Here is a 26,879-nt window from a genome sequence, read left to right on the forward strand (position 1 = left end):
AAGGAAGGCGGGTACACCGTATGCTAATGATGGATCAGGCAGCAGAGGGAAACCGGGAAGAACTGCGCCGGAAACTGCGGGAAAACTTTGATGGTCGTATCGTCCGCAAGGATCTGACCAAAAAGATCAAGGAAGGTGCCAACGTACCGGTCTATGTGCTGGAGTTTCTGCTGGGGCAGTATTGCAGCTCGGACGATGAGGAGATCATCGAGCAGGGCGTGCAGAACGTAAAGCATATTCTGGCAGATAACTTTGTGCGCCCGGATGAGGCGCAGAAGGTGCTTTCTCAGTTGCGCCGGAACGGCAGCCACACCATTATTGATATGGTGACTGTGCATCTGGATATCAAGAAAGACTGCTTCTTTGCGGAGTTTTCCAATCTGGGACTCTCCAATGTGCCCATTACGGACGACTACCCGGAAAAATATGACCGTTTGCTCTGCGGCGGCATCTGGTGCATCGTTCAACTGGAATATGAATCCGAAGGTGACAGCAGCTTTGGAATAGAGGACTTTGATAGCGAACCCCGGCAGAAAAAGCAGAAGGATGTTTCGCCTATCAGCATCCGCAAGCTGACCCCCATCCAGATGCCTCATATCGATATTGAGGAAGTACGCACCGGGCGTAAAGCCTTCACGCAGGACGAGTGGATGGATGTAATGCTGCGTTCTTGCGGTTATGAGCCGGAGCAGTTGAACCAGCGGGAGAAATGGCTCCTTTTGGCTCGTATGTTGCCGCTGGTGGAGAACAACTTCAACCTCTGCGAGCTTGGACCTCGCAGCACCGGTAAGTCCCATATCTATAAGGAAATCAGCCCCAACAGCATTCTGGTATCCGGTGGACAGACGACTGTGGCAAACCTATTCTATAACATGGGACGAAAGACCGTTGGTTTAGTGGGTCTGTGGGACTGTGTGGCTTTTGATGAGGTTGCTGGTATCAAGTTTAAGGACAAAGACGGCATCCAGATCATGAAGGACTATATGGCTTCCGGCTCCTTTGCCCGCGGCAAAGAGGAAAAGGCAGCCTCGGCCTCGATGGTCTTTGTGGGAAATATTAACCAGAGTGTGGATGTGCTGCTAAAAACCTCCAGCCTGTTTGACCCGTTCCCGCCTGAAATGGGAACAGACACTGCATTTTTGGATCGCTTGCATTGTTACATTCCCGGCTGGGAGATCCCAAAATTCCGCCCGGAGCATTTCACCAACGACTACGGCTTCATCACGGATTATCTTGCTGAGTTTATCCGGGAACTGCGTAAGGAGCAGTACGGCGATGCACTAGATAAGTATTTCCGCCTTGGTAAAAATCTGAATCAGCGTGATACGATCGCAGTGCGTAAGATCGTAGGCGGCTATGTAAAGCTGCTGTACCCGGACGGTGAGTTTACCAAAGAGCAACTGGAGGAAATCCTTGTCTTTGCGCTGGAAATGCGCCGTCGAGTGAAAGAGCAACTGAAAAAGCTGGGTGGTATGGAGTTCTACGATGTGAATTTCAGCTACATTGATCTGGATACCTTTGAAGAAAAGTTTGTGTCGGTTCCCGAACAGGGCGGCGGCAAGCTGATTCCGGATGGAATGTGCAATCCGGGACAGATCTACACTGTTTCGCGTGGAAAAAGCGGCATGATCGGTGTATTCCGGTTGGAAAGTCAGATGTTGCCGGGCAGCGGAAAGTTTGAGCGCACCGGTCTTGGCAGTGACCGTGATTGCAGAGAATCCACCAACACAGCCTTTAACTTCCTGAAAGCAAATGGAAACCGCATCAGCGGTGGCATCAGCACGGCATCTAAGGACTACATCATCAACTATCAGGATCTTCAGGGCATCGGTATGACAGGAAAGCTGGCACTGCCCACCTTGATTGCATTGTGCAGCATTGCCCTTGGTCGTCCCACGGTCAGTACCCTTGCAGTTCTGGGCGAGATCAGCATCAGTGGAACAATCTTGAAGGTAGATGAGCTTGCAAACAGCCTGCAGGTCTGCCTCGATAGCGGTGCAAAGAAGGTTCTGCTGCCGATTTCAAGTGCCGTTGATCTGGGGACTGTTCCACCGGAATTGGTGGGTAGCTTCAATCTGATCTTCTACAGCAGCGCAGAGGATGCGGTGTTTAAAGCACTTGGTGTGGAGTGAAGAAAGGCGTGCTCTATGAAAACGAATGATAGAAAAATCACAGACCTGATGGCCACAATCCATACAGGAAAAACGCAACTTCCTGATTTTCAAAGAGGCTGGGTATGGGACGATAGTAGGATAAAAGCTCTGATTGCAAGTATCACAAATGGATATCCTGTCGGTGCAGCAATGTTTCTGGAATACGGTAATGAGAGTATTCACTTCAAATCACGAGTTGTTGAAGGGGCGCCTTCTGCAGACAAGGTGATACCGGATGAACTTATTCTGGATGGACAACAAAGACTGACATCTGTCTATTCTTCACTTTTTAGTGAGAAGGCAGTTAGAACAAGAACAGACAAAGGGCAAGAAATAGAACGCTTTTACTATATTGATATGGCCAAAGCTGTTAACAGCACGATTGACCGGGTGGATTCGATTATTTCGGTTCCTAAGGATCGGAAAATAACTTCAGATTTTGGTCGAAAGGTTGAGCTGGATCTTTCGTCGGCATCTCAGGAATACGCTCAGAACGTGTTCCCGCTAAACATTATTCTTGATCCGAGCAAATACAGCAAGTGGCAAATGGACTATATGCAATATCATCAGTACGATTCAAATGCTGCAAAATTGTATATGGACTTTCTCTCCAAAGTAATTGTTCCGTTCGGGTCAGTGACCACATAGGAGCTGTGGCATTGCAGGAGATTCGGTTTCAGCCAAAAGCGCGTCTTACCGCTGCCAGAGCCACCGACTACCAACACATTTTTGTTTCGGGCGTTCTTGGGGTCAGGTGGGCGATTGCTCATCATCAGACGTTCCGTTTTTGTCAGGATGATGTTATCGGCAAACTTGGGAGCCTGAAAAGGCTCAATATCCTTGGCGGTGCCCCATCGTGCAGAGCCGTACTCCATTCCATGACGGTACTTCTTTGCATTTTTGCTCCGCAAATATACGGCGAGCCGTAACCCTGCGCCGCAGGAAAAGCCAATAAGCAAATCCAGCGGATGCAGACTGGGCAGAGGGTTTGCAAAGGCCAGCGGAATAGTTCCCATCATCGCCATAATTTTATCGCCCAGTTCTTTGCCCTCGGCCAGCCGCCATGCTTCACCGAAGTTTGTTGCCACCAGTCCAAGCAGGATATAGGGAAGATACAGCGCAAGCAGCTTCATTAGCTTTTTTGTTGTCACAGCCCACGCTCCTGTTCCTTACGGCGCACCCTGCCGGGAAGTTCTGCTGCGGCTTGCACCAGCTCATGCAGCTTTTCCAGTACAGAGGGTCGCTTGGTTTTACTCAGAAGGGATACGGAATATTCTTTGAAAGCCGCATTAAATGCCTCCACATCTGGGGCTTTGAAAAAGACCAGATACCGGGGCGGCATTTCAGAGTTGTCCTTGCGAATAGCATAGTCAATGCCATATTTTTTTGCATACCGTTCAAACCCACGGATATTTGTTTTGTCGATTTCCACACTGGAAACACCACGATTCTGCCGCAGTAGCATTCGGACGCTCTGTTTGCCGCCAGCCATCTTCGCTTGCTGCTGTTGAATGGCAGCTTTTCCGGCATTAAGAATTGTCCGGGCGGTCAACTTTGTAGTAGACACCACGATGTTGAATGTTTTCTGCTCGACTTCTTCCTGCATTTTACCACCCCCCGTGCAGAAGTTTAGATTTAACGGTCATGTTCCGCTGGTGGCTTGCTCACGACTTTATTCTCGGCAGACTTCACAGCATCGTCCGGGACAGGAATCACCAACAGGCGATTCCCCAATTTCAAAAAAGTTTCCGGCTGGTGAAATTGCTTCTCGTACTTCTGTGCCAGCTCCGGGGAAAGTGATGCAAAATCCTCCTCTCCCAACCCCACCACCAGAAAGGTTCCGGCAACGGCATCATACATTTGACCCTGCTCATCACGCATGGCGCGATTCAAGGGTAACCCAGTCAGCTTGCCCTCATCGTTATACACGATAGCAACCGGATCATCGAAAGGATAGCTTGCCGCAATGGTGCCACCGACTGCATCCTGAAAATCTTTCAGCTCTGTGCCGATGGTGACTTTCTGCGGATACATACCGGGCTGAACCAAAAGAATCTCCATTTTTCTGTTCTCGGAAAGTTCTTGCTCCCCCACGGTTTTGAAATCGACACTGACAAAATCCGTGGAATCGAGAACATAGTCCTCATTGTTCCACGCTTCCGTGACGATTTTCTCTGCTTCTTCCTGTGAAACAGCTTCGACAGAAACCGTGCGCTGGAGTGTTTCTGTGATTTCTACATCAAACTTCTTCATGTGTACCTCAGTCGATGCAGATGCAAGTCAGCTTGTCGCGGTCGATCATCAGAGTGACACTGTTGCTTTCCAGATATTTCTGGATGGTGTACATATCGCTCATCGTTAGGGATGCAAAATCCCCATCATCATCGAAGCGATGGAAAATCACCGGGCCAATCAGATACCGCTTGCCCATCAGCTTAATGACCTGCTTGGGGTTGTAGCGGAAGCCAAGCGGTTCATCTTCGGAAATGCCGATGCCCTCATCTGCTTCATCGAAGCAGGGCAGGATATGCGGTGCATCGTCAGGCCGGATCACGGTCAAATCCAGAACGGGAGAAACTGCCGCAAAGTACGGCTCTGCATTGCCAAGTTCGTTCTGCATGACCATGTGCATGAAAGAGAAGAAGCCGGACACAGTATCGTCGATGTGGTCGATTTTCTTGCTCATGGTGTCGATAGTCTTTGCGGTATTGAAATCAATCGTATTGTTCATAGGCGTTACCTCGTATAATAAAATAGTAGTATTTATAGACCGCTCTCCAGCGGAATGCTACAATAGTTTCAGGGTGCTGTGGATTGGTGAGGCGTTACTACCGCAAAGACGGTTTTTGGGAGGCTCCAACCACAGCTTCTTTGTTGAAATGTTAATCAGTTAGATACCGCCAGACGGTTTATTTAGAACGAGGTTACAAGAGCAAAGAAGTCTGTGGTCCTGAACAGCATCGAAATAAATACGCCGGAGGTATCAAAATGGTTTGTGTTGGAATTGACGTTGCCAAGGATAAGCACGACTGCTGTATTCTCGACTCGGACGGAACGATTCGTGCCGACTGCATTACCATCCCCAATAACATGGATGGCTTCAAGCAGCTGCTTCAGACGATTCGAGACTGTACCAAAAAGTCAGACAAAATAAAAGTAGGACTTGAGGCTACCGGACATTACAGCTACAACATTCTTGGATTTCTTCTTGACAATGACCTGGCCGTCTATGTCATGAATCCTTTGCACACCAACCTGTACCGAAAAAGTCTCAGCCTTCGCAAAACCAAAACCGATCGTGTGGATGCAAGAACGATTGCAACTATGCTATTGTCCGATGTAGACCTCAAGTCCTACACGGATACAGCATACCATAACGAAGAGTTAAAGTCACTAACAAGATACCGATTCGATAAGGTTCGTGAAAGAGCCAAGCTGAAGCAGTCAGTGTCCAGACTGGTCACGATTCTGTTTCCAGAACTGGAGAAGCTCGTTCCCTCTCTCCATATTGCTTCGGTTTATGCGCTCCTCAGTGAATATCCCGGTGCAAAACAGATTTCAGAAATTCATCTCACCAAGCTGACAAACCTTCTTGCGACAGCATCCAAGGGTCGTTATGGCAAAGATAAGGCTATCCAGATTCGAGATGCTGCCAGAACTTCCATTGGTTCCGTTATGCCTGCTAAATTTCTGGAACTGAAGCATACCATTAAACTCATTCGGGAACTCACCTCCGAGATTGATGAAATTGAAGTTTCTATTCAGAAAATCATGGATGAACTGAATCCACCGATTCTTTCTATTCCCGGTGTCGGTATCCAGTCAGCAGCCATGATTCTTGCTGAAATCGGTGATTTTTCCAACTTTGAATCTCCTGACAAAATCCTTGCTTACGCTGGCTGCTCTCCATCTACATACCAGTCCGGAAAACTTACAAACTGTTACGCTCACATGGAGAAGCGTGGTTCTCGTTATTTGCGATATGCCCTCTACAACGCAACCAAGTACGTCTGCCACTGGAATCCCGTCTTTGCTGAATATCTTGCCAAGAAACGTGCTGAAGGAAAGCACTACAATGTTGCCTTATCCCATGCCACGAAGAAACTTGTGCGGCTAATCTATGCCTTGCAGAAATCTGGCAAAGCATATCTTGTAGCTGCCTGATTCTCTCCAGAGCCTGAGCCAAATCCAAGAACAACTTAGCTGGCGCAGCGAACCCTTGACAAACCGAAGCATTCAAATGCTATTCTGTTTCTGCGAGGGTTGGCCGGGCTTGCTTTGCTATTCTCTCCGTCGCCCTCGCTGCATTGATTATGGCATTTGAATGCTGTTTGTCAGGGGCAGCGGTCGGCAGACGGATTTTTTCATTTTGGGGCTTGACTTTTAATAGTTAGTCTCCAAAATTTTTGCAAAAATAAAAGACCCAAGCGGGTCTTCTCGGCGTATACGCCGTCAACGCTCGTTGCCACGCTGACGTTTTTTCTGCCACGCATCCAAAAGCTGTATGATTTTTTCTTCCATTTGCCGGGGCGTGTAACTGCGCGGAAAGTATTTGCGCAGGATGTCGTTTTTGATAGTTACTGTATCCAGTTCGCCTTTCTTTTCTTCTCCCATAATGGCAACAACGGCATCAGAGGTGAATTGACCTATCTGTGCCAGTTCTTTGATGCGCTTTGCCTGTGAAACGGAAGGTGCGTTTTGGGTATCGTCCATCGCCTTTATCATTTCCTGCTGTTGCTCAGGCGAGAGGTAAGACAGCTCTACGGCAGGATTGAATGAAATCATTTTTTCGTCCACCATATTGAGCAGTTCAGGAATAAGGTTCGTAAGTCGGACATACCGCTGTACTTGTCTGCCGCTTTCATCGGTGGTTTTTCCTATCACGTCAGCAGCTTCCAACTTCCCGACAACTTGTCGGGAAGTTAAATCTGACCTAGCACCTTGATTTTTTAGAGCATCCAGCTTCATTTTGTATGCGAACGCTCTTTCGCTGGGTGAGATGTGTTCTCGCTGCAAGTTGGAATCAACCATCAAAATCGTAGCAGCATCATCATCCATGTCACGCACAATGACGGGCAGCGTTTCCAGACCAGCCATCTTTGCAGCGAACTGGCGGCGGTGGCCAGAGATAATCTCATATCCGTCACCATCCGGACGCGGTCTTGCGATAAGCGGTGCCAGCACACCAAACTGGGCAATGCTTTCCACCGTCCGGGTCATGGCTTCATCGTCCACGACTTTGAAAGGATGGTTGGTGAACGGATGCAGCTCATCAATGGGAATCTGTTGCACCTGTTCGCTCTGCTCTTCCTGTCGCTTTTCCTCCGTAGAGAAAAGTTCATCTAGCCCTTTCAGAGCTAAGTTTCCGCTGTCTATCGGCATCGGCCAGCACCTCCTTCGTCAGAGATTTGTAGGCTTCTGCCACTTTTCCTTTTGGGTCATAGGCAAAAATGCTTTTTCCTGCCGCACTGATTTCAGCGGCACGGACAGACCGGGGAATCGTCTGCTCGAATACATTGATCTTCCGGCCATAGCCTTGCCGGATTAGATTGTCGATCTGCTTTCCATAGGTGGTGCGGCTGTCCGTCATGGTGAGCAAAATACCCTCGATTTTTAATTTTGGGTTTATCTGCCGCCGCACTTTTCCAATCGTCTGCAAGAGCTGTTCCAGTCCTTTGGCAGAGAGGTACTGCGCTTGCATCGGAATCAACGTGGTATCTGCCGCAGCCAGCGCATTGACGGTGAGCATTCCCAGCGAAGGAGTACAGTCCAGTAGAATATAATCGTACTCGCGTTTGGCACTGTCCAACACCTGCTTTAGCATCTTTTCCCGGTTCATACTGTTGACAAGGGCAACTTCCATTCCCGCCAGCTCAATGTTGGCCGGGATAAGGTCAACACCCTCCGCATGGTGCAGGATGCCCTCACCGGGCTGGATGGGCTGGTCATTCATAGCTTTCTGCATGAGAGTGGATAGCGTAGTGGGCAGTTCATCCGGCTGCTGCCAGCCCATACTGATGGTGAGTGAGCCCTGCGGGTCAACATCCACCAGCAGAACTTTCTTCCCCTCCATAGCCAGACCGATGCCCAAATTTTCACAGGTGGTGGTTTTGGCCGTGCCGCCTTTTTGGTTGACGATGGCGATTGTGGTTGCTTTCTTTGCGATAATATCACCTCCCCGGAGAGCCACGCGCAAAGTCGTGGTTCGTTTTGTTCTGATAGTAGAGATTCATGGTCGTAGGCGCATTGAATAATGCCGCCAGCAGATATTGCTTCATGTTCCGCACAGGGGAAGTGTTCTCTGCCAGACAGCCCAGCACGAAGCGGATATGGTCTGCGTTCAGCTTTTTCAACCGACTGCGCACTACTTCGACAGGCTTATCATCCCCGGCAATCCTCAACATCTTGCGTTTGGTGGAGCAAGTGTCCACAAGCAAGTCCACGATTTGATAAATGGCGTCCTCATCATCCGGGCAGAGCCGGAGCAGCAGTTCGACCTCCAATGCCTGATAAAAATAATCTTCAAGCTGTTCTCGCTGGGTCAGCCTGTCCGTTTCATCCGGGAGGAAAGGATGGTTCTTCTCTGTTTTATTCTTATCAGTCTTATTAGATTGCGATTTTGGCCGCACCTGAACTGTACTTTCGGCAGCACAAGAATTGCTGTTTGCACAATTCTGTATTTGCGCTTTTGGCAGTCCAGATGAAAAGTTCTTGACGTAGATCAAGCTGGGTCTGCCCAGCCCACGCCGTTTGCGTTCGATGAGGTCTGCCTGTTCTAGCTCCCGGAACAACTTGACCGCCTTGTGCTCGGCACAGCAGAGAGATTCCTGCACCTCCCGGACGGTGTAGATGATATACACACGCCCATGTTCATCCACCCAGCTATTCTTTGCAGACAGACTCATACGATCGAGCAGGATGCCGTACAGTGTCCGGGCATCCGTAGAGAGTTGCCGGAAACGGCTGTCCTGAAAGAGTGCTTTCGGTATGCGGAAGTAGGCGAACAGTTCACCTGACTGCCCATAGAAGTAGTCGAGCATCATTTGGTGTGGCCTCGGATTTTCAACTGTGAGTGTGTGATCATGTGCAAAACCTCCTTGTCTGATTTTTGCAAAAGAAAAAACGCACCTTCAATTTTGTGGAAACTGAAAGTGCGCTATGTAAAACTAATTCAATTATTCACGAAAGGATTCCAGATATTCGTCCAGCACTTCTACGTTCACCAGTGCAATGCGTTTCAACCGGACGACAGCGTGAGCATCCTGTGCGACTTGTCGGAAAGAGTTTTTGCCCATCGAGTAGAGGACTGCCCCTTCCTCGTAGCGAACGTATTTCTTTTTCTTTCCAGCCAGCAGTTTTTCCAGTTCAGGAACCTCAACCGAGTTTCGCTTATGTGCCATGGTATTCTTCTCCTTTGTCAAGGTTATGTGGTATACTTGCATTATCAGGATATAGAAAAAGGACACTCCACTTTCGGCTTTTGCCGATGGTGAAATGTCCTCTTGACTGTTTTCTCGTTTACAGTTTTCTGCTGGATGTGGAACTGGCGAAAATCCGTCACGCTCCGTTTGGGATTTTTGCCTTCTCCGACAAGCCCCTAAGAAATCCGTCTGAACATTCAGGTTTTTGGTACATTCAGGGTCGGATTTTCAGTTCGTGCGGACTGTCGGAGACACAAGGATTACCACGTAGCTTAGTTAGATTCCGGGCGCATCGTGGGGAACAGCAGAACATCGCGGATGGAGGCGCTGTCGGTGAGCAGCATGACCAGGCGGTCCACGCCGAAGCCCAGGCCGCCCGTGGGGGGCAGACCGTACTCCAGAGCGTTGACGTAGTCGTAATCCACCTGAGCCTTGCAGTCGGGCTCAATGGCCTTGCGCTCGGCGACCTGACGCTCAAAGCGGCCCTTCTGGTCGATGGGGTCGTTCAGCTCGCTGAAGGCGTTGCCGTACTCGGTGCAGTCGATAAAGTACTCAAAGCGCTCGGTAAAGGCGGGATCCTCCGGCTTGCGCTTGGCCAGCGGGCTGATCTCCACGGGGTAATCATAAATGAAGGTGGGCTGGATCAGCTTGTCCTCAACAAAGGCATCGAAGAACTCGGCCAGAATGGCACCCTTGGTGGGGACCTCGGGCAGCTCCACATGATGCTCCTTGGCAGAGGCAATGGCATCCTCGTCGGACTTCCAGTCGTTGAAGTCCACACCGGAATACTTCTTGACAGCCTCCACCATGGTCAGGCGCTCCCAGTGGCCCATATCGATCTGCTTGCCCTGATAGGGAATGACCATGCTGCCGCAGATCTTGAGGGCCAGGCGCTTGTACAGCTCCTCCACCAGATCCATCATGCCGTGGAAATCGGTAAAGGCCTGATACAGCTCGATGCTGGTGAACTCGGGGTTGTGCTTGGGGTCCATGCCTTCATTGCGGAAGATGCGGCCAACCTCGTACACGCGGTCCATGCCGCCCACGATCAGGCGCTTGAGGTACAGTTCGGTCTCAATGCGCAGCACCATATCCATGTTCAGGCTGTTGTGGTGGGTGTAGAAGGGGCGGGCGGAGGCACCGATCTCAAAGGGGGTCAGGATGGGGGTATCCACCTCCAGGAAGCCCTTCTCGTCCAGATAAGCGCGGATCTCCTTCAGGATCTGGCTGCGCTTGACGAAGGTATCCTTCACCTCGGGGTTGGCGATCAGGTCCACATAGCGCTGACGGTAACGCATCTCAGTATCGGTCAGGCCGTGGAACTTCTCGGGCAGGGGGCGCAGGCTCTTGGCCAGCAGGGTCAGCTCGGTGGCACGGACACTCAGCTCGCCGGTCTTGGTGCGGAACACCTCGCCCTTGACACCGATGATATCGCCCACGTCCAGCTTCTTGAAGGCGGCATAGGCCTCCTCGCCCAGCTCGTCGCGGCGGACATACAGCTGGATATCGCCCTTGTCATCGCGCAGGTGGGCAAAGCTTGCCTTGCCCATCACGCGCTTGGACATCATACGGCCAGCCAGCGCGACCTGCTTGCCGCTGTCGGTCTCGTTGGGCAGCTCCTTGAACTCTTCCTTCAGGTCGGCAGAGTATGCGTCCTGCGGGAACTTGGTCAGGGTGAAGGGGTCGTTTCCGGCAGCCTGCAGGTCGGCCAGCTTCTGGCGGCGCACCTGCACCTGCTCGCTCTCAGACAGGCCCTGAGCGGGGTTTCTCTTTTGCTCTTCCATGGTTTCCTCCCGTTCAGGCTCAGTTTGCGGCGTGGGTGATGGCCAGCACTTCGTACTCGACGGTCTGGCCGGAGGGCAGCAGGACCTCAGCCTTCTCGCCCACGGCCTTGCCCAGCAGAGCGTGGCCCACGGGGCTCTCGTCGCTGATCTTGCCGTTGATGGGGTCAGCCTCGGTGCGGCCAACGATATCGTACTCCTCGGCCTCATCATCGCCGATCATCTTGATGGAAACGTGGGTGCCAACAGCAACGCTGTCCACGCTCAGCTCGCTCTCGTCGATGATCACAGCGTTCTTGACCATCTGCTCCAGCTCGGTGATGCGGTTCTCCACCAGACCCTGGGTGTTCTTGGCTTCATCGTACTCGCTGTTCTCAGAAAGGTCGCCGTGGCTGCGGGCTTCCTTGATCTCCTCGGCCAGCTCCTTGCGGCGGACCGTCTTGAGGTATTCCAGTTCGTCCTGCATCGCCTTCAGGCCGGAAGCGGACATCTTGATTTCTTGTGCCATTTTGGATCTTCTCCTTGTCTATTGGATTGACGCAGCCGCAAAGCCGCGCACGAATGCTATTATGACTGTTCTATTATAATAGCAAGCCGGGAGCTTGTCAATAAAAACCACGGCGCTAGAGCGGAAAAAGCGGCGGTTTCGGCTCCCGCCCCTATGCAGAAGCGCCCCACCGGTTCCCCGGCAGGGCGCTTCCACAGGTTATTTGGGAATAGAGAATGGTTCGGTTGTGGGGGCAACCCCCCAGTCGCTTTCAGCGACAGCCCCCGCTAATAGGGGGGCCCTTGGCATGGCGGATAGTTTCACCTTTTTGCCAAGGCCGCCCCTATTAGGGGCGGTGGCATCCCGAAGGGATGACGGTGGGGTTTACTTTTCCTGTGCCTTATTCCACACGCGGATCACTTCAACACGGCTCACGGAATCGGTATCCACATAGGTCTCGCCGTTGTCCTTTGCGGCCTTGAGCAAATCGTTCTCCACAGCCCAGGCAATGGCCTTCTGGGTATCGGTGGCATCGGCGGGCAGAACTGCGGCGGGTGCGGGCTTACCGGCATGGTTCCACACCAGCAGGGCCAGCTCGGCACGGTTTGTGGGGATGGCAGTACCGGCGGGCAGAGCGGTTTTCAGGTACAGCTCCGTGCCCAGCTGGTAGCCCTGCCATGCCAGAATGGCGGTGCCAGCAGCGGCAGTGCCGACTACTGCGGCGGTGCCCAGAATGTTGGGCTCGTCCTCCTCAATGGAGGCATCCTTCGTCATGGCTTCGATGGTCACGCCACCGGCAGGCATCTGGAACTTCAGGGGGTTGTTCTTGACATCCACATCCAGCGTTTCATCGGTGGTAATAGTCCACTGGTCAAATGCAACGGCATCGCTCTGGCTGGTGTAGGTCACGGTCACGTCAGCCTTTTCGGGCACTTTGGCGATCAGCTCGCCCTTGTCGTTCTTCTCAGCCTTGATCTCTTCGTCACCATTCTTAATGGTAACATCAGCATTCTTAACGGTCAGGGTGTAGAGCTCGGTTGCAGGGGTCAGTTCGGCGGCCTTTTCGGCAACAACGACCTGAGTGCCATCAGCACAAATCTGGGCACCATTTGCGTCCTTCAGGGCAACGTTAAAATCAAACTTGCCGACTTTTTTGTAGGTCACATTCAGGGTTGCTTTGATATTACTGCTTCGGGAAGTCAGTTTCATCATCTGAGCCAGCTCCTGAACAGTGTATTCTTTCTCGGTCAGTTCCTTGCCGTCCAGCTCCACCTTCTCTACTTCGTCGCCGTAGGTCAGAGCAACTTTACCTTTGTGAATCTCTGCCCCATAGGTGCCCGGGTTAACGGTAATGTTCACATCAACCGGGGTATTGACCAGATAGGCGCTCTTGGAAGTGGTTGCAGTCATCGTTGCGGCAACGGGGATGACTTTCCACTTGGCGTAATAGGTTTTACCAGTTACGGGGGTAGTATCCTTGGTTTCAATCTGGCAATTAGCGTCCTCATACCATTTTGCGGTACATCCAGCCTTGGTTACACTGTCAAAACCGGTCTTATCCGTATTGACTGTACCGCCCTTAACAACCATAACGATACCGTGACGATTCGAAATGCCAGTGTCACTCCCCGGAATTGCACTTGCATCATTGACATAGATGACAGTAGAATCATTCATACCATCACCAAAGCAGCCAGCTGCATAGCTGGCAATCTTTTTGCAGCCGGTCAGGTCAACGGTTTTCAGGTTGGTGCATCCCGCAAGCGATGCTTCAAACGTTGCATCATCGCCAACCACTTTCAGATTTTCCATCTTCGGGAAAGTCTCAGCTTTTACATATTGCAGGTTTGCATCGCTCACAGTAACTTCTTTGAGTTGTTCACTAGGAGAGAACATATTTTTCCAAAGAGTTTCTGTCGTCATATCTGTCCGACTAGTATTCAATGTGCCAAGAATTTCCACGTTCTTCAAAGAGGTTACAGCCGGATAAGAACCTGTCGGTTGTTCTCGGAAGGGATTAGAATCATCGCTAGTAATTTTTGCGCCTTCTTCAATAATAAAGGTTTCAATGCCACATGCTGGGAAAGGAACATGATGCAATGCGGTTTCACCGTAGAAGGTCACTCTCTTCAAATTCTGACAATTTGCAAACGCCCATGCATCAACTTTTGTCACACTCTTCGGAATGTCAATTTTCTCAATAGCAGTCCCTGCGAATTCAGAATCTCCAATGATTGTAGGGTTGCTTCCCAAATCAATCACACTCAATTTCTCACAACCCCGCACAATTGCATAGGGAAGTTTTTCGGTCCTAACAATCATTTTTTTCAAACCAGAACCTTGAAGTGCATTAGAAGTCCCATCCGGAACCTGTGGGTTTTTTCTTAATCCAAACTCGATGTCATCTGTAACAGTAAAGCTTTCCAGATTCCGCATCATTGAAAAAGCATACGCACCAATATATTTCAGATTGCTCCAGTTATCAAAATCAACTGTAAACTGTGTTCCTCGAACTGCCGCACAGCCAACACCTTCAAAGCTCTTGGGAAGCCATTCAGTCAGTTCCTTGTCCTTGCCCAGTTCAGAGCAGAAATCGAACATACTTGTAGGCAAATATTTTCCTGTATATACATTCTGGTTTGAATCCACGTCAGTAGTTTCAGCCGCTTCAAATCCTTCTGCCCAGATTACTTCTTCCAATGCTTCATCATAGCGAAAGATGTAATCGCCCAAATGCTGAATGCTGGCAGGAATATTAGCTTTTTTCAAAGCCTTCATCCCACGGAATGCACTATTGCCAATCGCAGTAACGCCTTCCTCAATATGTACCTCTGTAATCTGGTTGAGATAGGGTTTCCATGGACGCAGATCATTGTCTGTGCCAACATCCGTATCAGCAATTCCCTCATAATCTGCCATTGGGCCATTGCCAAAAATAGTCAGAACCTTTGTAGATTCATCGTATTTCCACTGAACACTCTCTTCCTGATTCTCTGCACCACAATAACCAGAGGTTTCTGCTTCGCTTTCGGTGCTATTCTTGCCAGTAACAGTGGTTGTCTCCGCAGTATTGGTGCTCGTTCCCGCTGCAAACGCCGAAACCGCAGTAGCAGGCATCATGGAAACTGCCATGCTCACTGCCAAGGCGGCGCTGATCACACGTTTCAATCTCATAAAAATCCTCCTTTTATGAATTACTCCCAAAATATAACCATGCCCGCACAAAGCAAAAAGAGCGCCGCACCGGCCAAATGGCTGGTACAACGCTCTGCGTTTTGTACTTTGGGAATCTACCGCCCCTTGAGGTGATGCCCATGTGCGGTATGGTTGAGAAAGTGCAGCTGGCTGCCATATTACAGGCCCTGTAGCTTTGCGTCGCAGCCTTTCGACTGGTTTGCCGATTCTTCTGTTTTTATGTGGCATTTTACACAAAAATCATAAGACTTTTTTTTTTTTGGTCAATAACCCAAAATCATCTTTGGCAAGTTACACAAAATCGACAGTGTTTGTATAACATTTTCGGATAGCAGCATCGCCCCGGGGAGAAGTGTTCCGTTTGGGAAATGATGGCGTGTTTCCTCGCTTTTTCGTTGAAATATGCCAGGTTTTATGATATAGTAGTAGTCGTTTTTACGTTTCACTCCCCTACTCTCCCCGCGGAAAGGAAGCTCCCATGAACCTGACAAAGCAGTTCTTCAAGTATGTGTCGCAGAATATTTTCGGTCTGATCGGCACATCGTGCTATATTCTGGCCGACACCTATTTCATCGCCCAGGCGGCGGGCACCGACGGCGTGACCCTGCTGAACCTCTGCCTGCCCATGTACAACCTGATCTTTGCCTTCGGCTCGATGATCGGCCTGGGTGCTGCCACCCGGTACGCCATCCTGCAGGCGCAGGGCGAGGCACGGGCGCAGCGGTTTTTTTCCAACGCCATCCTCTGTGCCTGCCTGATTGCCATCCCGTTCATGCTGGCGGGCGCGTTCTGCCCGGGCACGCTTCTGCAGCTCATGGGCGGCGATGCGGGCATTGTGGCGCTGGGCCTGAACTACACCCGCATCTTCCTGCTGTTCACGCCCTTCTTCATGTGCAACTACATCTTCTCGGCCTTCGTCCGCAACGACGGCGACCCGTCCCTTGCCATGGTGGCCACCCTGAGCGGAAGCCTGTTCAATGTGGTGTTCGATTACATCTTCATCTTCCCCATGGGGCTGGGCCTGCCCGGCGCGGCGTTGGCAACCGCTATCTCGCCGGTGCTCAGCATCGCCATCTGCAGCCGCCACCTTTTTCAAAAGAGCAACACGCTCACCTTTGTCCGGCAGGCCCCCTCGGCCCGGCTGCTGGTGCAGAGCTGCCAGCTGGGCATCTCCGGCTTTGTCGGGGAGCTCTCCTCTGCCGTGACCACCACCGTGTTCAACTTCCTGCTGCTCCGGCTGGCGGGCAACGTGGGCGTGGCCGCTTACGGCGTGGTGGCAAACTTTGCGCTGGTGGCAACAGCCATCTTCAACGGCGTGGCCCAGGGTGCCCAGCCGCTGATCAGCCAGTGCTACGGCAAAAATGAGATGGCCGGGGCAAAAAAGCTGCTTCTGCTGGGCTGCGGCACTGCGCTGGCGCTGGCGGCGGTGTTGTACGGTGCTGTGTTTGGCTTTACCGACACCTTTGTTGCCCTCTTCAACAGCGAGAGCTCTGCACTGATGGCCGAATACGCCCACAGCGGTATGCGCATCTACTTCCTGGGCTACTTCTTTGCAGGCTGCAATATTGTTGCGGCGGGCTATCTGGGTGCGGTCAACCGCCCCACCGAGGCCACCATCACCTCGGTCAGCCGGGGCGTGGCCGCCATCGTCACTTGCTCGCTGATCCTGAGCGCCCTGTTCGGCATGAACGGCGTGTGGTCGGCCTTCCCCGCCGCCGAGGCCATCACGCTGGCCCTGACGGTGTTCCTGCTCAAGCGCCCGCAGTCTGTGTGCGGCTGAGCACCTCCACGGAAAAGAGCCGGGTGCTGCCCCGGCTCCTGAACATTTTAAATATACAGTGCCTGCTCCCGCTGGCTTTCCGCCGGGCTGAGGGGCCGTGCTGTCTGACCGGCCAAGGCCCGCCACTGTGCGGGGGATTGGCCGGTCTCTTTTTTGAACACCCGGCACAGGTAGTTGGCCCCTGAGAAGCCGCACAGGCTGGCAATGACATCCAGCGTGTATTCCCGGTGCAGGAGCAGCCGCATGGCAGCTTCCACCCGCACAGTGGTCAGGTAGCGCCCCGGGGGCACCCCCACGGCGGCGGTAAAGGTGCGGACAAGATGGCTCTTGGAGACCCCCAGCCGCTCACTGAGCTCCTCCACGCCGTACAGGCCAGCGTAGTTCTGGCGGATATCCTCAATGGCTGCCTCCACCAGCGGCGGCAGGGGCGGGGCGGCGCTATCGGCCCCCGCAAGCTCACAGAGCAGGGCAAAGGCCAGCTGGCTGGCAGCCCGGCTGCGGGGCGTGTCGGCCTCGGCAGCAAGGCGGCCCAGCAGCTCTGCGGCGGCGGGGCAGGTCTCGCCCCGGGCCAGGAACGGCAGCTCCGTCAGCCCGGCAAGGAACTGCACCGCCGCCTGCCCGGTCAGCTGGATGCAGAGCAGGTGGCTCTCCCCTTCCGGGGTCAGGGTCAACGGGGCGCGGCTCAGCACCAGATGGCCCGCCGCCGCGCTCTGGGGCGGCAGGATCAGTGCGCTGCCCGCCGGGGAGGGCGAGGCATCGGTCAGGCTGGCAGTGCATCTGCCGCTGGAGACCAGGCAGACCCACAGCCCCTCGCCGGTCAGGGTCAGGGGTTCTTTGGGCTGGATATCCCGCACCACGCCAAGGGCTGCGGTGCTTGTCCAATCATAAAGCAATATCTGACACCTCAAATCAATAAAATGCTATTTTATATCACAAAGTTATCTGTTATTATAATACCAACGAGAGCGTGCACCGTCAAGGTGCCGTAACATAGAAAAATTTTAATGGAGGCAATGACCTATGGCTTCGATTAGCTGCCAGCACATCTACAAGATCTATCCGGGCGCTACTGCTCCTTCTGTTACCGACTTCAACCTGGAGATCCAGGATAAGGAGTTCATCATCTTCGTCGGCCCCTCTGGCTGCGGCAAGTCCACCACCCTGCGCATGATCGCCGGTCTGGAGGAGATCTCCAAGGGCGAAATGTACATCGGCGGCCGCCTGATCAACGACGTTCCTCCCAAGGATCGTGATATCGCCATGGTGTTCCAGAGCTACGCTCTGTACCCCCACATGACCGTTTACAAGAACATCGCTTTCGGTCTGGAGCTGCGCAAGACCCCGAAGGACGAGATCGACCGCCGCGTTCACGAGGCTGCCAAGATCCTGGAGATCGAGCACCTGCTGGACCGCAAGCCCAAGGCTCTGTCCGGCGGCCAGCGTCAGCGTGTTGCTCTGGGCCGTGCAATGGTTCGTAACCCGGCAGTCTTCCTGCTGGACGAGCCCCTGTCCAACCTGGATGCAAAGCTGCGTACCAGCATGCGCACCGAGATCATCAAGCTGCACAAGAAGCTGGCTACCACCTTCATCTACGTTACCCATGACCAGACCGAGGCTATGACCATGGGCGACCGCATCGTTGTTATGAAGGACGGCATCATCCAGCAGGTCGATACCCCGCAGAACCTGTACGACATGCCCTGCAACATGTTCGTTGCCGGCTTCATCGGCAGCCCCCAGATGAACTTCCTGGACGGCACCGTGACCAAGAACGGCGATCAGTACGCCATTGACCTGGGCGGCGACACCATCCCCCTGCCCAAGGAAAAGACCGCTGACGGCAAGCTGGATTCCTACGTTGGCAAGAAGGTCAAGATGGGCATCCGTCCTGAGGATATCGACGACGAGCCCGAGTTTATGGCAAAGCACCCCGACTGCCACCTGGAGGCTCAGGTCGATGTGTCCGAAATGATGGGCGCTGAGATCTACCTGTACCTGGAGTACAAGGGCAACAAGATGACCGCCCGTGTCGCTCCCACCTCCAAGGCACGCAACGGAGACACCGTCCGCGTTGCATTTGATCCGCACAAGGTCCACGTCTTTGATGTCGAGACCGAGCAGACCATCCTGAACTAAGTTCTCCAGGGATCATCTTTTGATCCTCCTAATAAGCAAAAGCCGCCGGGAAACGATTTCCGGCGGCTTTTGTCTAAGAGAACACACATTGGAACATTATAAGGGAGATTTCACCATGGAACACATGATGCTTCTGGTCACCTACCGTATGCTCCCCGGCCAGCGGGACGCTTTTCTGCAGGAGGTTGCCGCTGCCGGCATTCTGGCAAAGGTCCAGCAGGAGGACGGTTTTGAGCGCTACGATTACTACCTGAGCGCCGCCGACCCGGACGAGCTGCTCATCGTTGAGGAGTGGGACTCCGAAGCCCAGCAGCAGGCCCACGTGAACACCGACCACATGGCCCAGCTCCGCGCCATCAAGGAGAAGCATGTTGCTTCCACCGCGATGCAGCGCATTGCCAAAGCCGACTGAGCACGAGAGGATAGAAAAGCACCCGCGGCCTGCTGGCTGCGGGTGCTTTTTCCAAAGGAGAGAACGGAATGCTCAGCCCTTGACACCGCCCAGTGCAACACCACGGACGATGAACTTGGACAGCAGCAGATAAACAATGATCACGGGCAGGATGGCAATGGCCACCAGCATATAGACTTTGCCCATATCGAACTTGAGGAAGTCGGCACTGCGGAGCTGTGCAATGAGGATGGGCAGGGTCTTTTTGTCTGCCGTATCCAGCACCAGTGCGGGGATGAAGTAGTTGTTCCAGCTGGACACAAAGGAGAAGATGGCCTGCACCGCCAGAGCGGGCTTCATAATGGGAAGCACGATATGGTTGAAGGTGTAGAACTCCCCTGCGCCATCGATGCGGGCGGCTTCCACGATCTCCATGGGCAGGCTGGCATCCAGATACTGCTTCATAAAGAAGAACACCGCCGGGGCCGCAATGCTGGGGATGATGAGGGGAATGAAGCTGTTCTTCAGCCCCATCTTTGTGATGAGCTGCAGGAAGCCCAGCGCCGAGACCTGGGTCGGCATGGTCATAATGAGCAGGATGATGGCAAACGCCGCCTTTTTGAACCGGAAGTTATAGGCGTAGATGCCGTAGGCTGTCAGGGCCGAAAAATAGACGCTGAGGGCAGCCGAGCAGCCGGACACGATCAGGCTGTTCCGCACACCGGTCAGCACCGGGATGTTGGCATCCGACAGCACGTTTTTCAGGTTGGTCATCAAGGATCTGCCCGGCAGAAAGGAAAAGCCTTTCTGGATCTCAAAATGGGTACGGGTGGAATTGATGACCAGCACATAGAAGAAGAACAGGCATAAAAAGCTCAGCAGCACCAGCGCCGCATAGCACACCGTGCGGCGGGCCGCAAGGGTCGCTTTTTCGGATCTTGTCTTGACTGCGTGTGACATTATGCTTTTCCTCCCTTCACCTGTTTGGCCGCCTGCCTGCGGGCCTTGCGCTCGGCCTTGCTCAGGCCGTCGTCCTCCTTGGTCAGGGCCATGTAAACGATCACGCAGAGCACTGCGCACACCAGGAACAGCACCACCGAGACCGCGCCGGCCATGCCGTAGTTCTTGCTGAACAGGTGGTTATTCAGGTACATGATCATGGTGGTAGAGGTGCGGTCGGGGCCGCCCTTGCCGTTGGTCAGGATCTGCGGCACATCGAACATCTGCAGGCCACCGATCATCGAAGTGATCATCACATAGACCAGGATCGGCCGGATGAGCGGGATGGTGATCTTCCAGAACATCTGGTTCGGGGTGCAGCCGTCCAGCTCCGCTGCCTCATACAGGGTGGGGTCCACACCCATGATGGCCGCCATCAGCATGATGGTCGTATTGCCGAACCACATCAGGAAGTTCATCAGGCCGATAAGGCCGCGGTTGCCCCAGACACTGTTCAGGAAGCTGAAGGGCTCCTTGAGGATGCCCATGCCCACCAGTGCAGCGTTCACGGGGCCGTTATCCGAGAACAGGGCAAAGAACAGCATGGCGAACGCCGAAGCCATGATGAGGTTGGGCATGTAGATGACTGTCTTGAAGAAGGTCTGGCCCTTCAGCTTCAGGCGCAGGTCGGTGAACCAGGCCGCCAGCAGCAGCGAGATGGCGATCTGCGGGATGAAGCCGATGATCCAGAGCAGCAGCGTGTTGCCAAAGTATTTGGGCAGGTCGGTTGCAAACAGGGTGATGTAGTTCTTCAGGCCCACAAAGGTAGGGCCTATGATCTTCAGGCCGCTGCGGTAATTTTCAAAAAAGCTGTAATAGATCGTAGACCCCAGTGGAATGAGCTGGAACAGCGCAAAGATGAGGAAGAACGGTGCAATGAAGATATAGCCCCACTTTGCATAGCTGATCGAGCCGTTCTTCTTTGGTTTTGCTCCCATAGTAACTGCCCTCCTGACGTACACTGCCCAAAGCAAAACGGGGCGGGCGGGATCAGCGTCCGGCCCGCCCCATTCAGATTCGGTTCAAAAGGTTTTCAGGTTCCGGCTGCGCTTATGCGGGCCAGACCACATCGGTCAACTCGGGGTACTTTTCCTTGATGGCGGTCTCGAAGTTTGCCTTTGCGGTATCCTCGTCCACCGTGCCGGTAAAGTAATCCTTGAAGGCATTCTGGAAGCTCTCGTTCAGGCCCTGATCGTACGGGCCTGCATTGGACATATCGATCTTCTTTGCAGCTTCTGCAAACAGGGCGATATGGTTCTGGCCGCCCAGGAAGTCGGAGGCATAATCGCTGTTTGCGATCTCTTCCATGGCCTTCTCGTTGTTGGTGTAATCCTGCGTATCCAGGGTGATCTGCTTCATAATGGCTTCGTCGCAGGTCAGCTTCTGCATCACGTCGCGGATGATATCGGTATTATCGGTACCGGCTGCCGCGCAGATCCAGGTGCCGCCCCAGTAATAGGGCTGAGGACCTTCGCAGACTGCGTAATCGCCGTAGATGCCGTTGCCCACTTCTTCCTTGCCGCCCTCGGCCACAGGGGTCTCCAGAGAGTTGCCCAGCAGGGTGAAATTGATGCCCCAGGTGGAATAGAAGAAGCCAAACACCTTGCCGCTCGGGCCCTGATCGGCTGCCCACTGGCTGTCCCACAGGCTGGACTTATTGTTGTAGCCCTTATCGGTGTACTCCTTTGTCTGATCGACCCACTTCATAATGTTGGGGTCTACCTTGACGGTCGTGCCGTCCACCCAGGGAGCGTCCACGTTGTTGGAGAAGGTGCGGTAAGCATCATCGAAGCCGGACAGCATCTTGTAGCCCTTGGCAGAGGCCTGTGCAGCCACCTCGTTGAACTTATCCCAATCGGACAGATGGCTCTGCACCTCGGTGGGATCATCGGTGCCCAGCACTTCCTTGGCAATGCTGCGGCGGTATGCGAACAGACCGGGGGTCGCCTGCCAGGTGGTGCCGCGCTGGCTGCCGTCCACGCTGACAATATCCTTGGTGTACTGGTACTGACCGGCCAGATCGGCATCGGTCAGGCCGATGTCTGCCTTGACATCCAGCGCGTAATCGGAATCCACATACTTCAGTGCGTAGTCAGCCTCGATCAGGAAGATATCTACCTTGTCATCATCGGCGGCAGAGTCCTGATTCAGCAGGGCCTCATCCAGCTTATTCTGGTAGTTGTTGTTCTCGTTGGCGTTGATGGTCCACTTGACAACGGTGCCATCTTTCAGGGTGGTGGTGGATTTATCCTCAGCGATGGAGGCGACCTCGGGGTAATAGTTATTGAAGCGGCCCTGGAACTCGTCGTTCCAGCACCAGATATTCAGCACCTTGCCCTGAGCTGCCGGAGCAGCGGAAGCGGCGGAAGAAGCTGCGGCAGAGGATGCCGCGCCGGTAGAAGAAGAGGAGCCGCCGCATGCACTCAGCGCTGCACTGATGGTAACTGCACCGGAAGCCAGCAGGAAATTACGACGCGAAATCTTTCTCATAATGAAAAACCTCCTTCAATGGTTTTCGTGAAAAAGCGTTTCAAATTCAAGGCTCCGGTTCGCCCGGAACCAAATCCAACCCATTCATTCGATGCTGCGCACCGAGCCGCCCTCCAGCAGTTTTCCTGTCACCGGGATCTGCTCGGCCAGCGTCACACGGGGGTGCTCGATCATCTGCACCAGTTTATCCGCTGCCATCCGGCCCAGCATTCTGGTGTTCTGCTGCCAGGTCACCAGCTGGGGCTTCATCACGCGGGAGAGGTAAATGCCGTCATATCCCATCACGGAAATATCCTCCGGGATGCTCAGGCCCGCTTCCTGCAGAGCGATGCAGCCGCCCATGGCCGAGAAATCATCGGGGAAGAGGATGCAGGTGGGCCGCTGGAGCAGTGCCAGCAGGGCCCGGGTCTCCTCGGCACAGCGGTCGGGATCGTGATACACACCGCTGCGCACATATTCTTCGGGGACCTGCAGCCCCAGCTCCGCGCAGCTCTTGTAGAAGCCCGCCAGACGGTTCTCCGTCACCGCCGTGCGCTCGCCATGGATAAAGGCGATGCGGCGGTGGCCGTTGGCGTAGGCGTACCGCACCAGCGCCGAAAGCCCGTTGACATTATCGGAAAGGACCGCCATCCGGTTGTTGAACACATGGTCGATGGTCACCACCGGCACATCACTGTTGACCAGCTCCACCACCTGCGGATCGTTGAAATCCACGCAGGCAATCACCGCTCCATCCACGCCCCGGTAGTGGCAGTGCTCCAGATAGGTCATTGTTCTGCCGCCGAGGTTCCGGTTGACAAAGGTGATATCGTAGCCCAGCTTTTCTACCTGCACTTTGAAGCTGTCCAGCACCGCCGAGAAATACTCATGGGCCAGGCCGCTCTGCCGCTCGTCCACAAACAGAACGCCAAGGTTGTAGGTACGGTTGGTCTTCATTGCGCGGGCCGCCATATTGGGCACATAGCCCATCCGGCGGGCCGCCTCGCGGACACGGTCGCGGGTCGCAGCAGAGATGTCCGACTGGCCATTGAGCGCTTTGCTCACCGTTGCCACCGAGACACCGCATTCACGCGCCAGATCTTTCAAGGATGACATTTCGCCGCCCTCCCTCACAGGGACCCGCCCAGGGTTCCCGAGCGAATCCTAAATCGTTTTCGCAATTTCAATATAGCGCACTTTGTACTAAAAATCAAGCAAAAGAAGAAAAGTTTTATCTTAAAAGTCTGCATTTCAGCAGGTTGCGAGATTTCATTTCCTCAGAATTATGCAGTCTGTATCGTTTTCGTTACATTTCGTTACCGTTCGATAATTTTTTCGTTCTCATACCGGTTTCCACCCCTGAACCAGCCCGCTGCACCCTTGTTGTATATTTCAGGTCCGCTCTTGATTTTTCCCGCAGGATAGACTATTCTTAGGGTGACAAGTGCCTTTCCCACCCTTGGGCCGCAAATTCTAAATCGTTTTCGCCATCAAATAATTTCAGCATTTCCGGTTTACCCTATAAGGAGGAACAAGGCTATGAGATTCGGACATTTTGATGATGCGCGCCGGGAATATGTGATCGACACGCCCCGCACTCCCCTGCCCTGGATCAACTATCTGGGCAGCGAGGACTTTTTCAGTCTGGTGTCCAACACCGGCGGCGGTTACAGCTTTTACCGGGATGCCCGGCTGCGGCGGCTGACCCGCTACCGCTATAACAATTCCCCGCTGGACATGGACGGCCACCGCATCTACATCAACGATGGCGGCACCATCTGGAACCCGGGCTGGCAGCCTGCCAAGACGGAACTGGACCGTTACACCTGCCGCCACGGTCTGGGCTACACGATCCTGCAGGGCGAAAAAAACGGCATTGCGGCCGCTCAGGAGTTGTTCGTGCCCCGGGGCGATGCCTGTGAGATCGACCGGCTGACGCTGGAAAACAAGACCGCTACCCCCCGCACGCTGGACGTGTTCAGCTATGTGGAGTTCTGCCTGTGGGATGCCATGGACGACAGCTCCAATTTCCAGCGCAACTTTTCCACCGGCGAGGTGGAAGTGGTGGATAGTGCCATCTATCATAAGACAGAGTACCGGGAGCGCCGGGATCACTACGCCGTGTTCTGGGCCAACGCCCCTGTTACCAGCTTCGACACCAGCCGGGATGCCTTCTGCGGCGTGTACGGCGGCCCCGCCGCACCGGAAGCGGTCAAAGCCGGTCACTGCTCGAACAGCATTGCCCACGGCTGGGCTCCGGTGGGTGCCCACCATTTCCATCTCACGCTGGCACCAGGTGAGAAAAAGAGCATCATCTTCGGGCTGGGCTACATTGAAAACCCGGTCCGGGAAAAATTCAGCGCTCCCGGCATCATCAACAAAGCCCGGGCCGAGGCCATGATGGCCCGCTATGCCACCGACGCACAGGTGGATGCCGCCCGCAGGGCACTGGCCGACTACTGGCAGGAGCTGCTCTCGGGCTGGCAGCTGACCTCCGGCGAGGAAAAGCTGGACCGGATGGTGAGCCTGTGGAACCAGTATCAGTGCATGGTCACCTTCAACATGAGCCGCAGTGCCAGCTATTACGAGAGCGGCATCGGCCGCGGCATGGGGTTCCGGGATTCCTGTCAGGATCTGCTGGGCTTCGTCCACATGATCCCTTCCCGCGCACGGGAGCGCATTCTGGACATTGCTGCCACCCAGTTTGAGGACGGCAGTGCCTACCACCAGTACCAGCCCCTGACCAAAAAGGGCAACAGCGACGTGGGCAGCGGCTTCAACGATGACCCGCTCTGGCTCATTGCGTGCACCGCCGCCTATCTGCGGGAGACCGGTGACTGGTCGATCCTGGACGAGCCGGTTGCCTTTGACAACGACGTGACCAGAGCACAGCCCCTGATGGAGCATCTGCGCCGGAGCTTCCGCTACACCCATACCCATCTGGGCCCCCACGGCCTGCCGCTGATCGGCCGGGCCGACTGGAACGACTGCCTGAACCTGAACTGCTTCTCGGAGCACCCGGGCGAGAGCTTCCAGATCACCGGCCCCAGCGAGGGCCCTGTGGCTGAGAGCGTGTTCATTGCGGGCATGTTCGTGAAATATGGCCGCGAGTACGCCGAACTCTGTGACCACCTGCACCTTACCGAGGAGGCTGCCAGCACCCGCACCGCCATTGACGCAGTAGAACAGGCCACCCTGACCGCCGGCTGGGACGGCGCATGGTTCCGCCGTGCCTACGATGCCTTTGGTGCCCCAGTAGGCAGCAGGGAATGCGACGAGGGGCAGATCTTCATCGAACCCCAGGGCATGTGCGTGATGGCCGGGATCGGCCGGGAGACCGGTCAGGCCGAAGCCGCACTGAAGAGCGTGGAGGAGCGGCTGGACACCCCGTACGGCGTGGTACTGCTCCAGCCCGCCTACACCACCTACCGGCTCAATCTGGGCGAGATCTCCAGCTATCCCCCGGGCTACAAGGAGAACGCCGGTATCTTCTGCCACAACAACCCATGGATCAGCTGTGCTGAGACCGTGCTGGGCCACGGTGACCGGGCCTTTGCTGTCTACAAAAAGACCTGCCCGGCCTATATCGAGGACATCAGCGAGATCCACCGCACCGAACCCTACGTTTACAGCCAGATGGTGGCAGGCCGCGATGCCCCCACCTTCGGCGAGGCCAAGAACAGCTGGCTGACCGGCACGGCGGCATGGACCTTCGTGAACGTAAGCCAGTACATTCTGGGCATCCAGCCCACTCTGGACGGCCTGCGCGTTGACCCCTGCATCCCCCACACGCTGGCAGGCTACACCGTCACCCGCCGTTACCGGGGTGCCGTCTACCACATCCGGGTGGAGAACCCCCATGCCGTGCAGAAGGGCGTGCAGAGCGTCACCGTGAACGGCGCTCCTATTGCGGGCACCCTCCTGCCGCTGGCAAAGGCCGGTGAAAGTGTAGAAGTTGTTGTGACCATGGGATAGGCGCATAGCTTCTGTTTTGTAGAATTGTAAAGCTCCCGTTTTTCAGCTTTTCCTGAGAAACGGGAGCTTTTGTTTGTGATTCATTGAATTCA

At 54.1% G+C, this 26,879-nt stretch carries 21 protein-coding genes, 2 pseudogenes and 1 riboswitch; of the genes and pseudogenes, 7 read left to right on the forward strand and 16 right to left on the reverse strand.

What is annotated here, in order from left to right; translation table 11 throughout:
- Nucleotides 1-20 precede the first annotated feature (20 nt).
- Complete coding sequence (gene brxL / locus P0G09_RS06365; RefSeq protein ID WP_275252240.1) at nucleotides 21-2,132, forward strand: protease Lon-related BREX system protein BrxL; 2,112 nt, start codon at nucleotides 21-23, stop codon at nucleotides 2,130-2,132.
- 48 nt (nucleotides 2,133-2,180) lie between these two features.
- Nucleotides 2,181-2,612, forward strand: a pseudogene (locus P0G09_RS06370) (DUF262 domain-containing protein); the annotation flags it as partial.
- A gap of 55 nt (nucleotides 2,613-2,667) precedes the next feature.
- Here P0G09_RS06370 and P0G09_RS06375 read toward each other — a convergent pair.
- From P0G09_RS06375 to P0G09_RS06390, 4 genes and pseudogenes are all read right to left on the reverse strand, one after another.
- A pseudogene (locus tag P0G09_RS06375) lies at nucleotides 2,668-3,304 on the reverse strand (type IV secretory system conjugative DNA transfer family protein); the annotation flags it as partial.
- A complete protein-coding gene (locus P0G09_RS06380; RefSeq protein WP_275252243.1) occupies nucleotides 3,301-3,759 on the reverse strand; it encodes a PcfB family protein in 459 nt (152 codons plus the stop codon). The pseudogene P0G09_RS06375 and the gene P0G09_RS06380, both read right to left, overlap by 4 nt.
- Nucleotides 3,760-3,788: 29 nt before the next feature.
- A complete protein-coding gene (locus P0G09_RS06385; RefSeq protein WP_275252244.1) occupies nucleotides 3,789-4,406 on the reverse strand; it encodes a DUF3846 domain-containing protein in 618 nt (205 codons plus the stop codon).
- 7 nt (nucleotides 4,407-4,413) lie between these two features.
- Nucleotides 4,414-4,884: a hypothetical protein gene (locus tag P0G09_RS06390; protein ID WP_217212195.1), complete on the reverse strand. Its 471-nt coding sequence runs from the start codon at nucleotides 4,882-4,884 to the stop codon at nucleotides 4,414-4,416.
- Between the two features lie 257 nt (nucleotides 4,885-5,141).
- On the opposite strand from P0G09_RS06390, the gene P0G09_RS06395 reads away from it, so the two are divergent.
- Nucleotides 5,142-6,317 carry an IS110 family transposase gene (locus P0G09_RS06395; RefSeq protein ID WP_005936957.1) on the forward strand — a complete coding sequence of 392 codons (1,176 nt, stop codon included), beginning with the start codon at nucleotides 5,142-5,144 and terminating at the stop codon, nucleotides 6,315-6,317.
- 288 nt (nucleotides 6,318-6,605) lie between these two features.
- On the opposite strand, the gene P0G09_RS06400 is transcribed toward P0G09_RS06395, so the two are convergent.
- From P0G09_RS06400 to P0G09_RS06430, 7 genes are all read right to left on the reverse strand, one after another.
- Complete coding sequence (locus tag P0G09_RS06400) at nucleotides 6,606-7,535, reverse strand: ParB/RepB/Spo0J family partition protein (protein WP_275252245.1); 930 nt, start codon at nucleotides 7,533-7,535, stop codon at nucleotides 6,606-6,608.
- Nucleotides 7,492-8,343, reverse strand: coding sequence for a ParA family protein (locus tag P0G09_RS06405; RefSeq protein ID WP_275252284.1), 852 nt, complete (start codon nucleotides 8,341-8,343; stop codon nucleotides 7,492-7,494). Before P0G09_RS06405 ends, P0G09_RS06400 begins: the two co-directional genes overlap by 44 nt.
- On the reverse strand, nucleotides 8,324-9,196 hold the full coding sequence (locus tag P0G09_RS06410) for a DUF6017 domain-containing protein (protein ID WP_275252246.1): 873 nt from the start codon (nucleotides 9,194-9,196) through the stop codon (nucleotides 8,324-8,326). Before P0G09_RS06410 ends, P0G09_RS06405 begins: the two co-directional genes overlap by 20 nt.
- 132 nt (nucleotides 9,197-9,328) lie before the next feature.
- Entirely contained in the window at nucleotides 9,329-9,553 is a 225-nt protein-coding gene (locus P0G09_RS06415; RefSeq protein WP_117948960.1) for a DUF6462 family protein, read from the reverse strand.
- A 293-nt stretch (nucleotides 9,554-9,846) separates the two neighbouring features.
- Complete coding sequence (lysS, locus tag P0G09_RS06420; RefSeq protein WP_275252247.1) at nucleotides 9,847-11,358, reverse strand: lysine--tRNA ligase; 1,512 nt, start codon at nucleotides 11,356-11,358, stop codon at nucleotides 9,847-9,849.
- A gap of 19 nt (nucleotides 11,359-11,377) precedes the next feature.
- A complete protein-coding gene (gene greA / locus P0G09_RS06425; RefSeq protein WP_097773349.1) occupies nucleotides 11,378-11,863 on the reverse strand; it encodes a transcription elongation factor GreA in 486 nt (161 codons plus the stop codon).
- A gap of 363 nt (nucleotides 11,864-12,226) precedes the next feature.
- Nucleotides 12,227-15,001, reverse strand: coding sequence for a leucine-rich repeat domain-containing protein (locus P0G09_RS06430; protein WP_275252285.1), 2,775 nt, complete (start codon nucleotides 14,999-15,001; stop codon nucleotides 12,227-12,229).
- 174 nt (nucleotides 15,002-15,175) lie between these two features.
- A riboswitch (cyclic di-GMP riboswitch) is annotated at nucleotides 15,176-15,251 on the reverse strand.
- Between the two features lie 264 nt (nucleotides 15,252-15,515).
- On the opposite strand from P0G09_RS06430, the gene P0G09_RS06435 reads away from it, so the two are divergent.
- Nucleotides 15,516-16,817 (forward strand): MATE family efflux transporter, encoded by a 1,302-nt coding sequence (locus P0G09_RS06435; protein WP_275252248.1) that lies wholly within the window; start codon nucleotides 15,516-15,518, stop codon nucleotides 16,815-16,817.
- A gap of 47 nt (nucleotides 16,818-16,864) precedes the next feature.
- Here P0G09_RS06435 and P0G09_RS06440 read toward each other — a convergent pair whose 3' ends face one another.
- On the reverse strand, nucleotides 16,865-17,710 hold the full coding sequence (locus P0G09_RS06440; protein WP_275252249.1) for an AraC family transcriptional regulator: 846 nt from the start codon (nucleotides 17,708-17,710) through the stop codon (nucleotides 16,865-16,867).
- 127 nt (nucleotides 17,711-17,837) lie between these two features.
- Here P0G09_RS06440 and ugpC point away from each other — a divergent pair, with 127 nt between their 5' ends.
- Entirely contained in the window at nucleotides 17,838-18,953 is a 1,116-nt protein-coding gene (gene ugpC, locus P0G09_RS06445) for a sn-glycerol-3-phosphate ABC transporter ATP-binding protein UgpC (protein ID WP_097771644.1), read from the forward strand.
- Nucleotides 18,954-19,068: 115 nt separating this feature from the next.
- A complete protein-coding gene (locus tag P0G09_RS06450; RefSeq protein ID WP_035394851.1) occupies nucleotides 19,069-19,365 on the forward strand; it encodes an antibiotic biosynthesis monooxygenase family protein in 297 nt (98 codons plus the stop codon).
- Between the two features lie 72 nt (nucleotides 19,366-19,437).
- On the opposite strand, the gene P0G09_RS06455 is transcribed toward P0G09_RS06450, so the two are convergent.
- From P0G09_RS06455 to P0G09_RS06470, 4 genes are all read right to left on the reverse strand, one after another.
- Nucleotides 19,438-20,304: a carbohydrate ABC transporter permease gene (locus tag P0G09_RS06455; RefSeq protein WP_005935355.1), complete on the reverse strand. Its 867-nt coding sequence runs from the start codon at nucleotides 20,302-20,304 to the stop codon at nucleotides 19,438-19,440.
- Complete coding sequence (locus P0G09_RS06460; protein WP_275252250.1) at nucleotides 20,304-21,281, reverse strand: sugar ABC transporter permease; 978 nt, start codon at nucleotides 21,279-21,281, stop codon at nucleotides 20,304-20,306. Before P0G09_RS06460 ends, P0G09_RS06455 begins: the two co-directional genes overlap by 1 nt.
- A 112-nt stretch (nucleotides 21,282-21,393) precedes the next feature.
- Complete coding sequence (locus P0G09_RS06465) at nucleotides 21,394-22,833, reverse strand: twin-arginine translocation signal domain-containing protein (RefSeq protein WP_005935350.1); 1,440 nt, start codon at nucleotides 22,831-22,833, stop codon at nucleotides 21,394-21,396.
- Nucleotides 22,834-22,917: 84 nt separating this feature from the next.
- Complete coding sequence (locus P0G09_RS06470) at nucleotides 22,918-23,928, reverse strand: LacI family DNA-binding transcriptional regulator (protein WP_275252251.1); 1,011 nt, start codon at nucleotides 23,926-23,928, stop codon at nucleotides 22,918-22,920.
- A 423-nt stretch (nucleotides 23,929-24,351) separates the two neighbouring features.
- Between P0G09_RS06470 and P0G09_RS06475 the strand changes: the two genes are divergently transcribed.
- The gene (locus tag P0G09_RS06475; protein WP_275252252.1) at nucleotides 24,352-26,787 is read left to right on the forward strand and encodes a glycosyl transferase; all 2,436 of its coding nucleotides are present in this window, start codon (nucleotides 24,352-24,354) and stop codon (nucleotides 26,785-26,787) included.
- Nucleotides 26,788-26,879: the final 92 nt, after the last annotated feature.

It is taken from the genome of Faecalibacterium sp. DFI.5.82 (genome assembly GCF_029076575.1).
GTDB lineage: Bacteria > Bacillota > Clostridia > Oscillospirales > Ruminococcaceae > Faecalibacterium > Faecalibacterium duncaniae.

Coding starts and splice junctions, on each gene's coding strand:
- P0G09_RS06475 (WP_275252252.1), top strand. CDS start 24,352: ATGAGATTCGGACATTTTGATGATGCGCGCCGGGAATATGTGATCGAC.
- P0G09_RS06470 (WP_275252251.1), bottom strand. CDS start 23,928: ATGTCATCCTTGAAAGATCTGGCGCGTGAATGCGGTGTCTCGGTGGCA.
- P0G09_RS06385 (WP_275252244.1), bottom strand. CDS start 4,406: ATGAAGAAGTTTGATGTAGAAATCACAGAAACACTCCAGCGCACGGTT.
- P0G09_RS06400 (WP_275252245.1), bottom strand. CDS start 7,535: ATGCCGATAGACAGCGGAAACTTAGCTCTGAAAGGGCTAGATGAACTT.
- P0G09_RS06460 (WP_275252250.1), bottom strand. CDS start 21,281: ATGGGAGCAAAACCAAAGAAGAACGGCTCGATCAGCTATGCAAAGTGG.
- P0G09_RS06455 (WP_005935355.1), bottom strand. CDS start 20,304: ATGTCACACGCAGTCAAGACAAGATCCGAAAAAGCGACCCTTGCGGCC.
- P0G09_RS06465 (WP_005935350.1), bottom strand. CDS start 22,833: ATGAGAAAGATTTCGCGTCGTAATTTCCTGCTGGCTTCCGGTGCAGTT.
- lysS (WP_275252247.1), bottom strand. CDS start 11,358: ATGGAAGAGCAAAAGAGAAACCCCGCTCAGGGCCTGTCTGAGAGCGAG.
- greA (WP_097773349.1), bottom strand. CDS start 11,863: ATGGCACAAGAAATCAAGATGTCCGCTTCCGGCCTGAAGGCGATGCAG.
- P0G09_RS06380 (WP_275252243.1), bottom strand. CDS start 3,759: ATGCAGGAAGAAGTCGAGCAGAAAACATTCAACATCGTGGTGTCTACT.
- P0G09_RS06435 (WP_275252248.1), top strand. CDS start 15,516: ATGAACCTGACAAAGCAGTTCTTCAAGTATGTGTCGCAGAATATTTTC.
- brxL (WP_275252240.1), top strand. CDS start 21: ATGCTAATGATGGATCAGGCAGCAGAGGGAAACCGGGAAGAACTGCGC.
- ugpC (WP_097771644.1), top strand. CDS start 17,838: ATGGCTTCGATTAGCTGCCAGCACATCTACAAGATCTATCCGGGCGCT.
- P0G09_RS06415 (WP_117948960.1), bottom strand. CDS start 9,553: ATGGCACATAAGCGAAACTCGGTTGAGGTTCCTGAACTGGAAAAACTG.
- P0G09_RS06450 (WP_035394851.1), top strand. CDS start 19,069: ATGGAACACATGATGCTTCTGGTCACCTACCGTATGCTCCCCGGCCAG.
- P0G09_RS06410 (WP_275252246.1), bottom strand. CDS start 9,196: ATGATGCTCGACTACTTCTATGGGCAGTCAGGTGAACTGTTCGCCTAC.
- P0G09_RS06390 (WP_217212195.1), bottom strand. CDS start 4,884: ATGAACAATACGATTGATTTCAATACCGCAAAGACTATCGACACCATG.
- P0G09_RS06395 (WP_005936957.1), top strand. CDS start 5,142: ATGGTTTGTGTTGGAATTGACGTTGCCAAGGATAAGCACGACTGCTGT.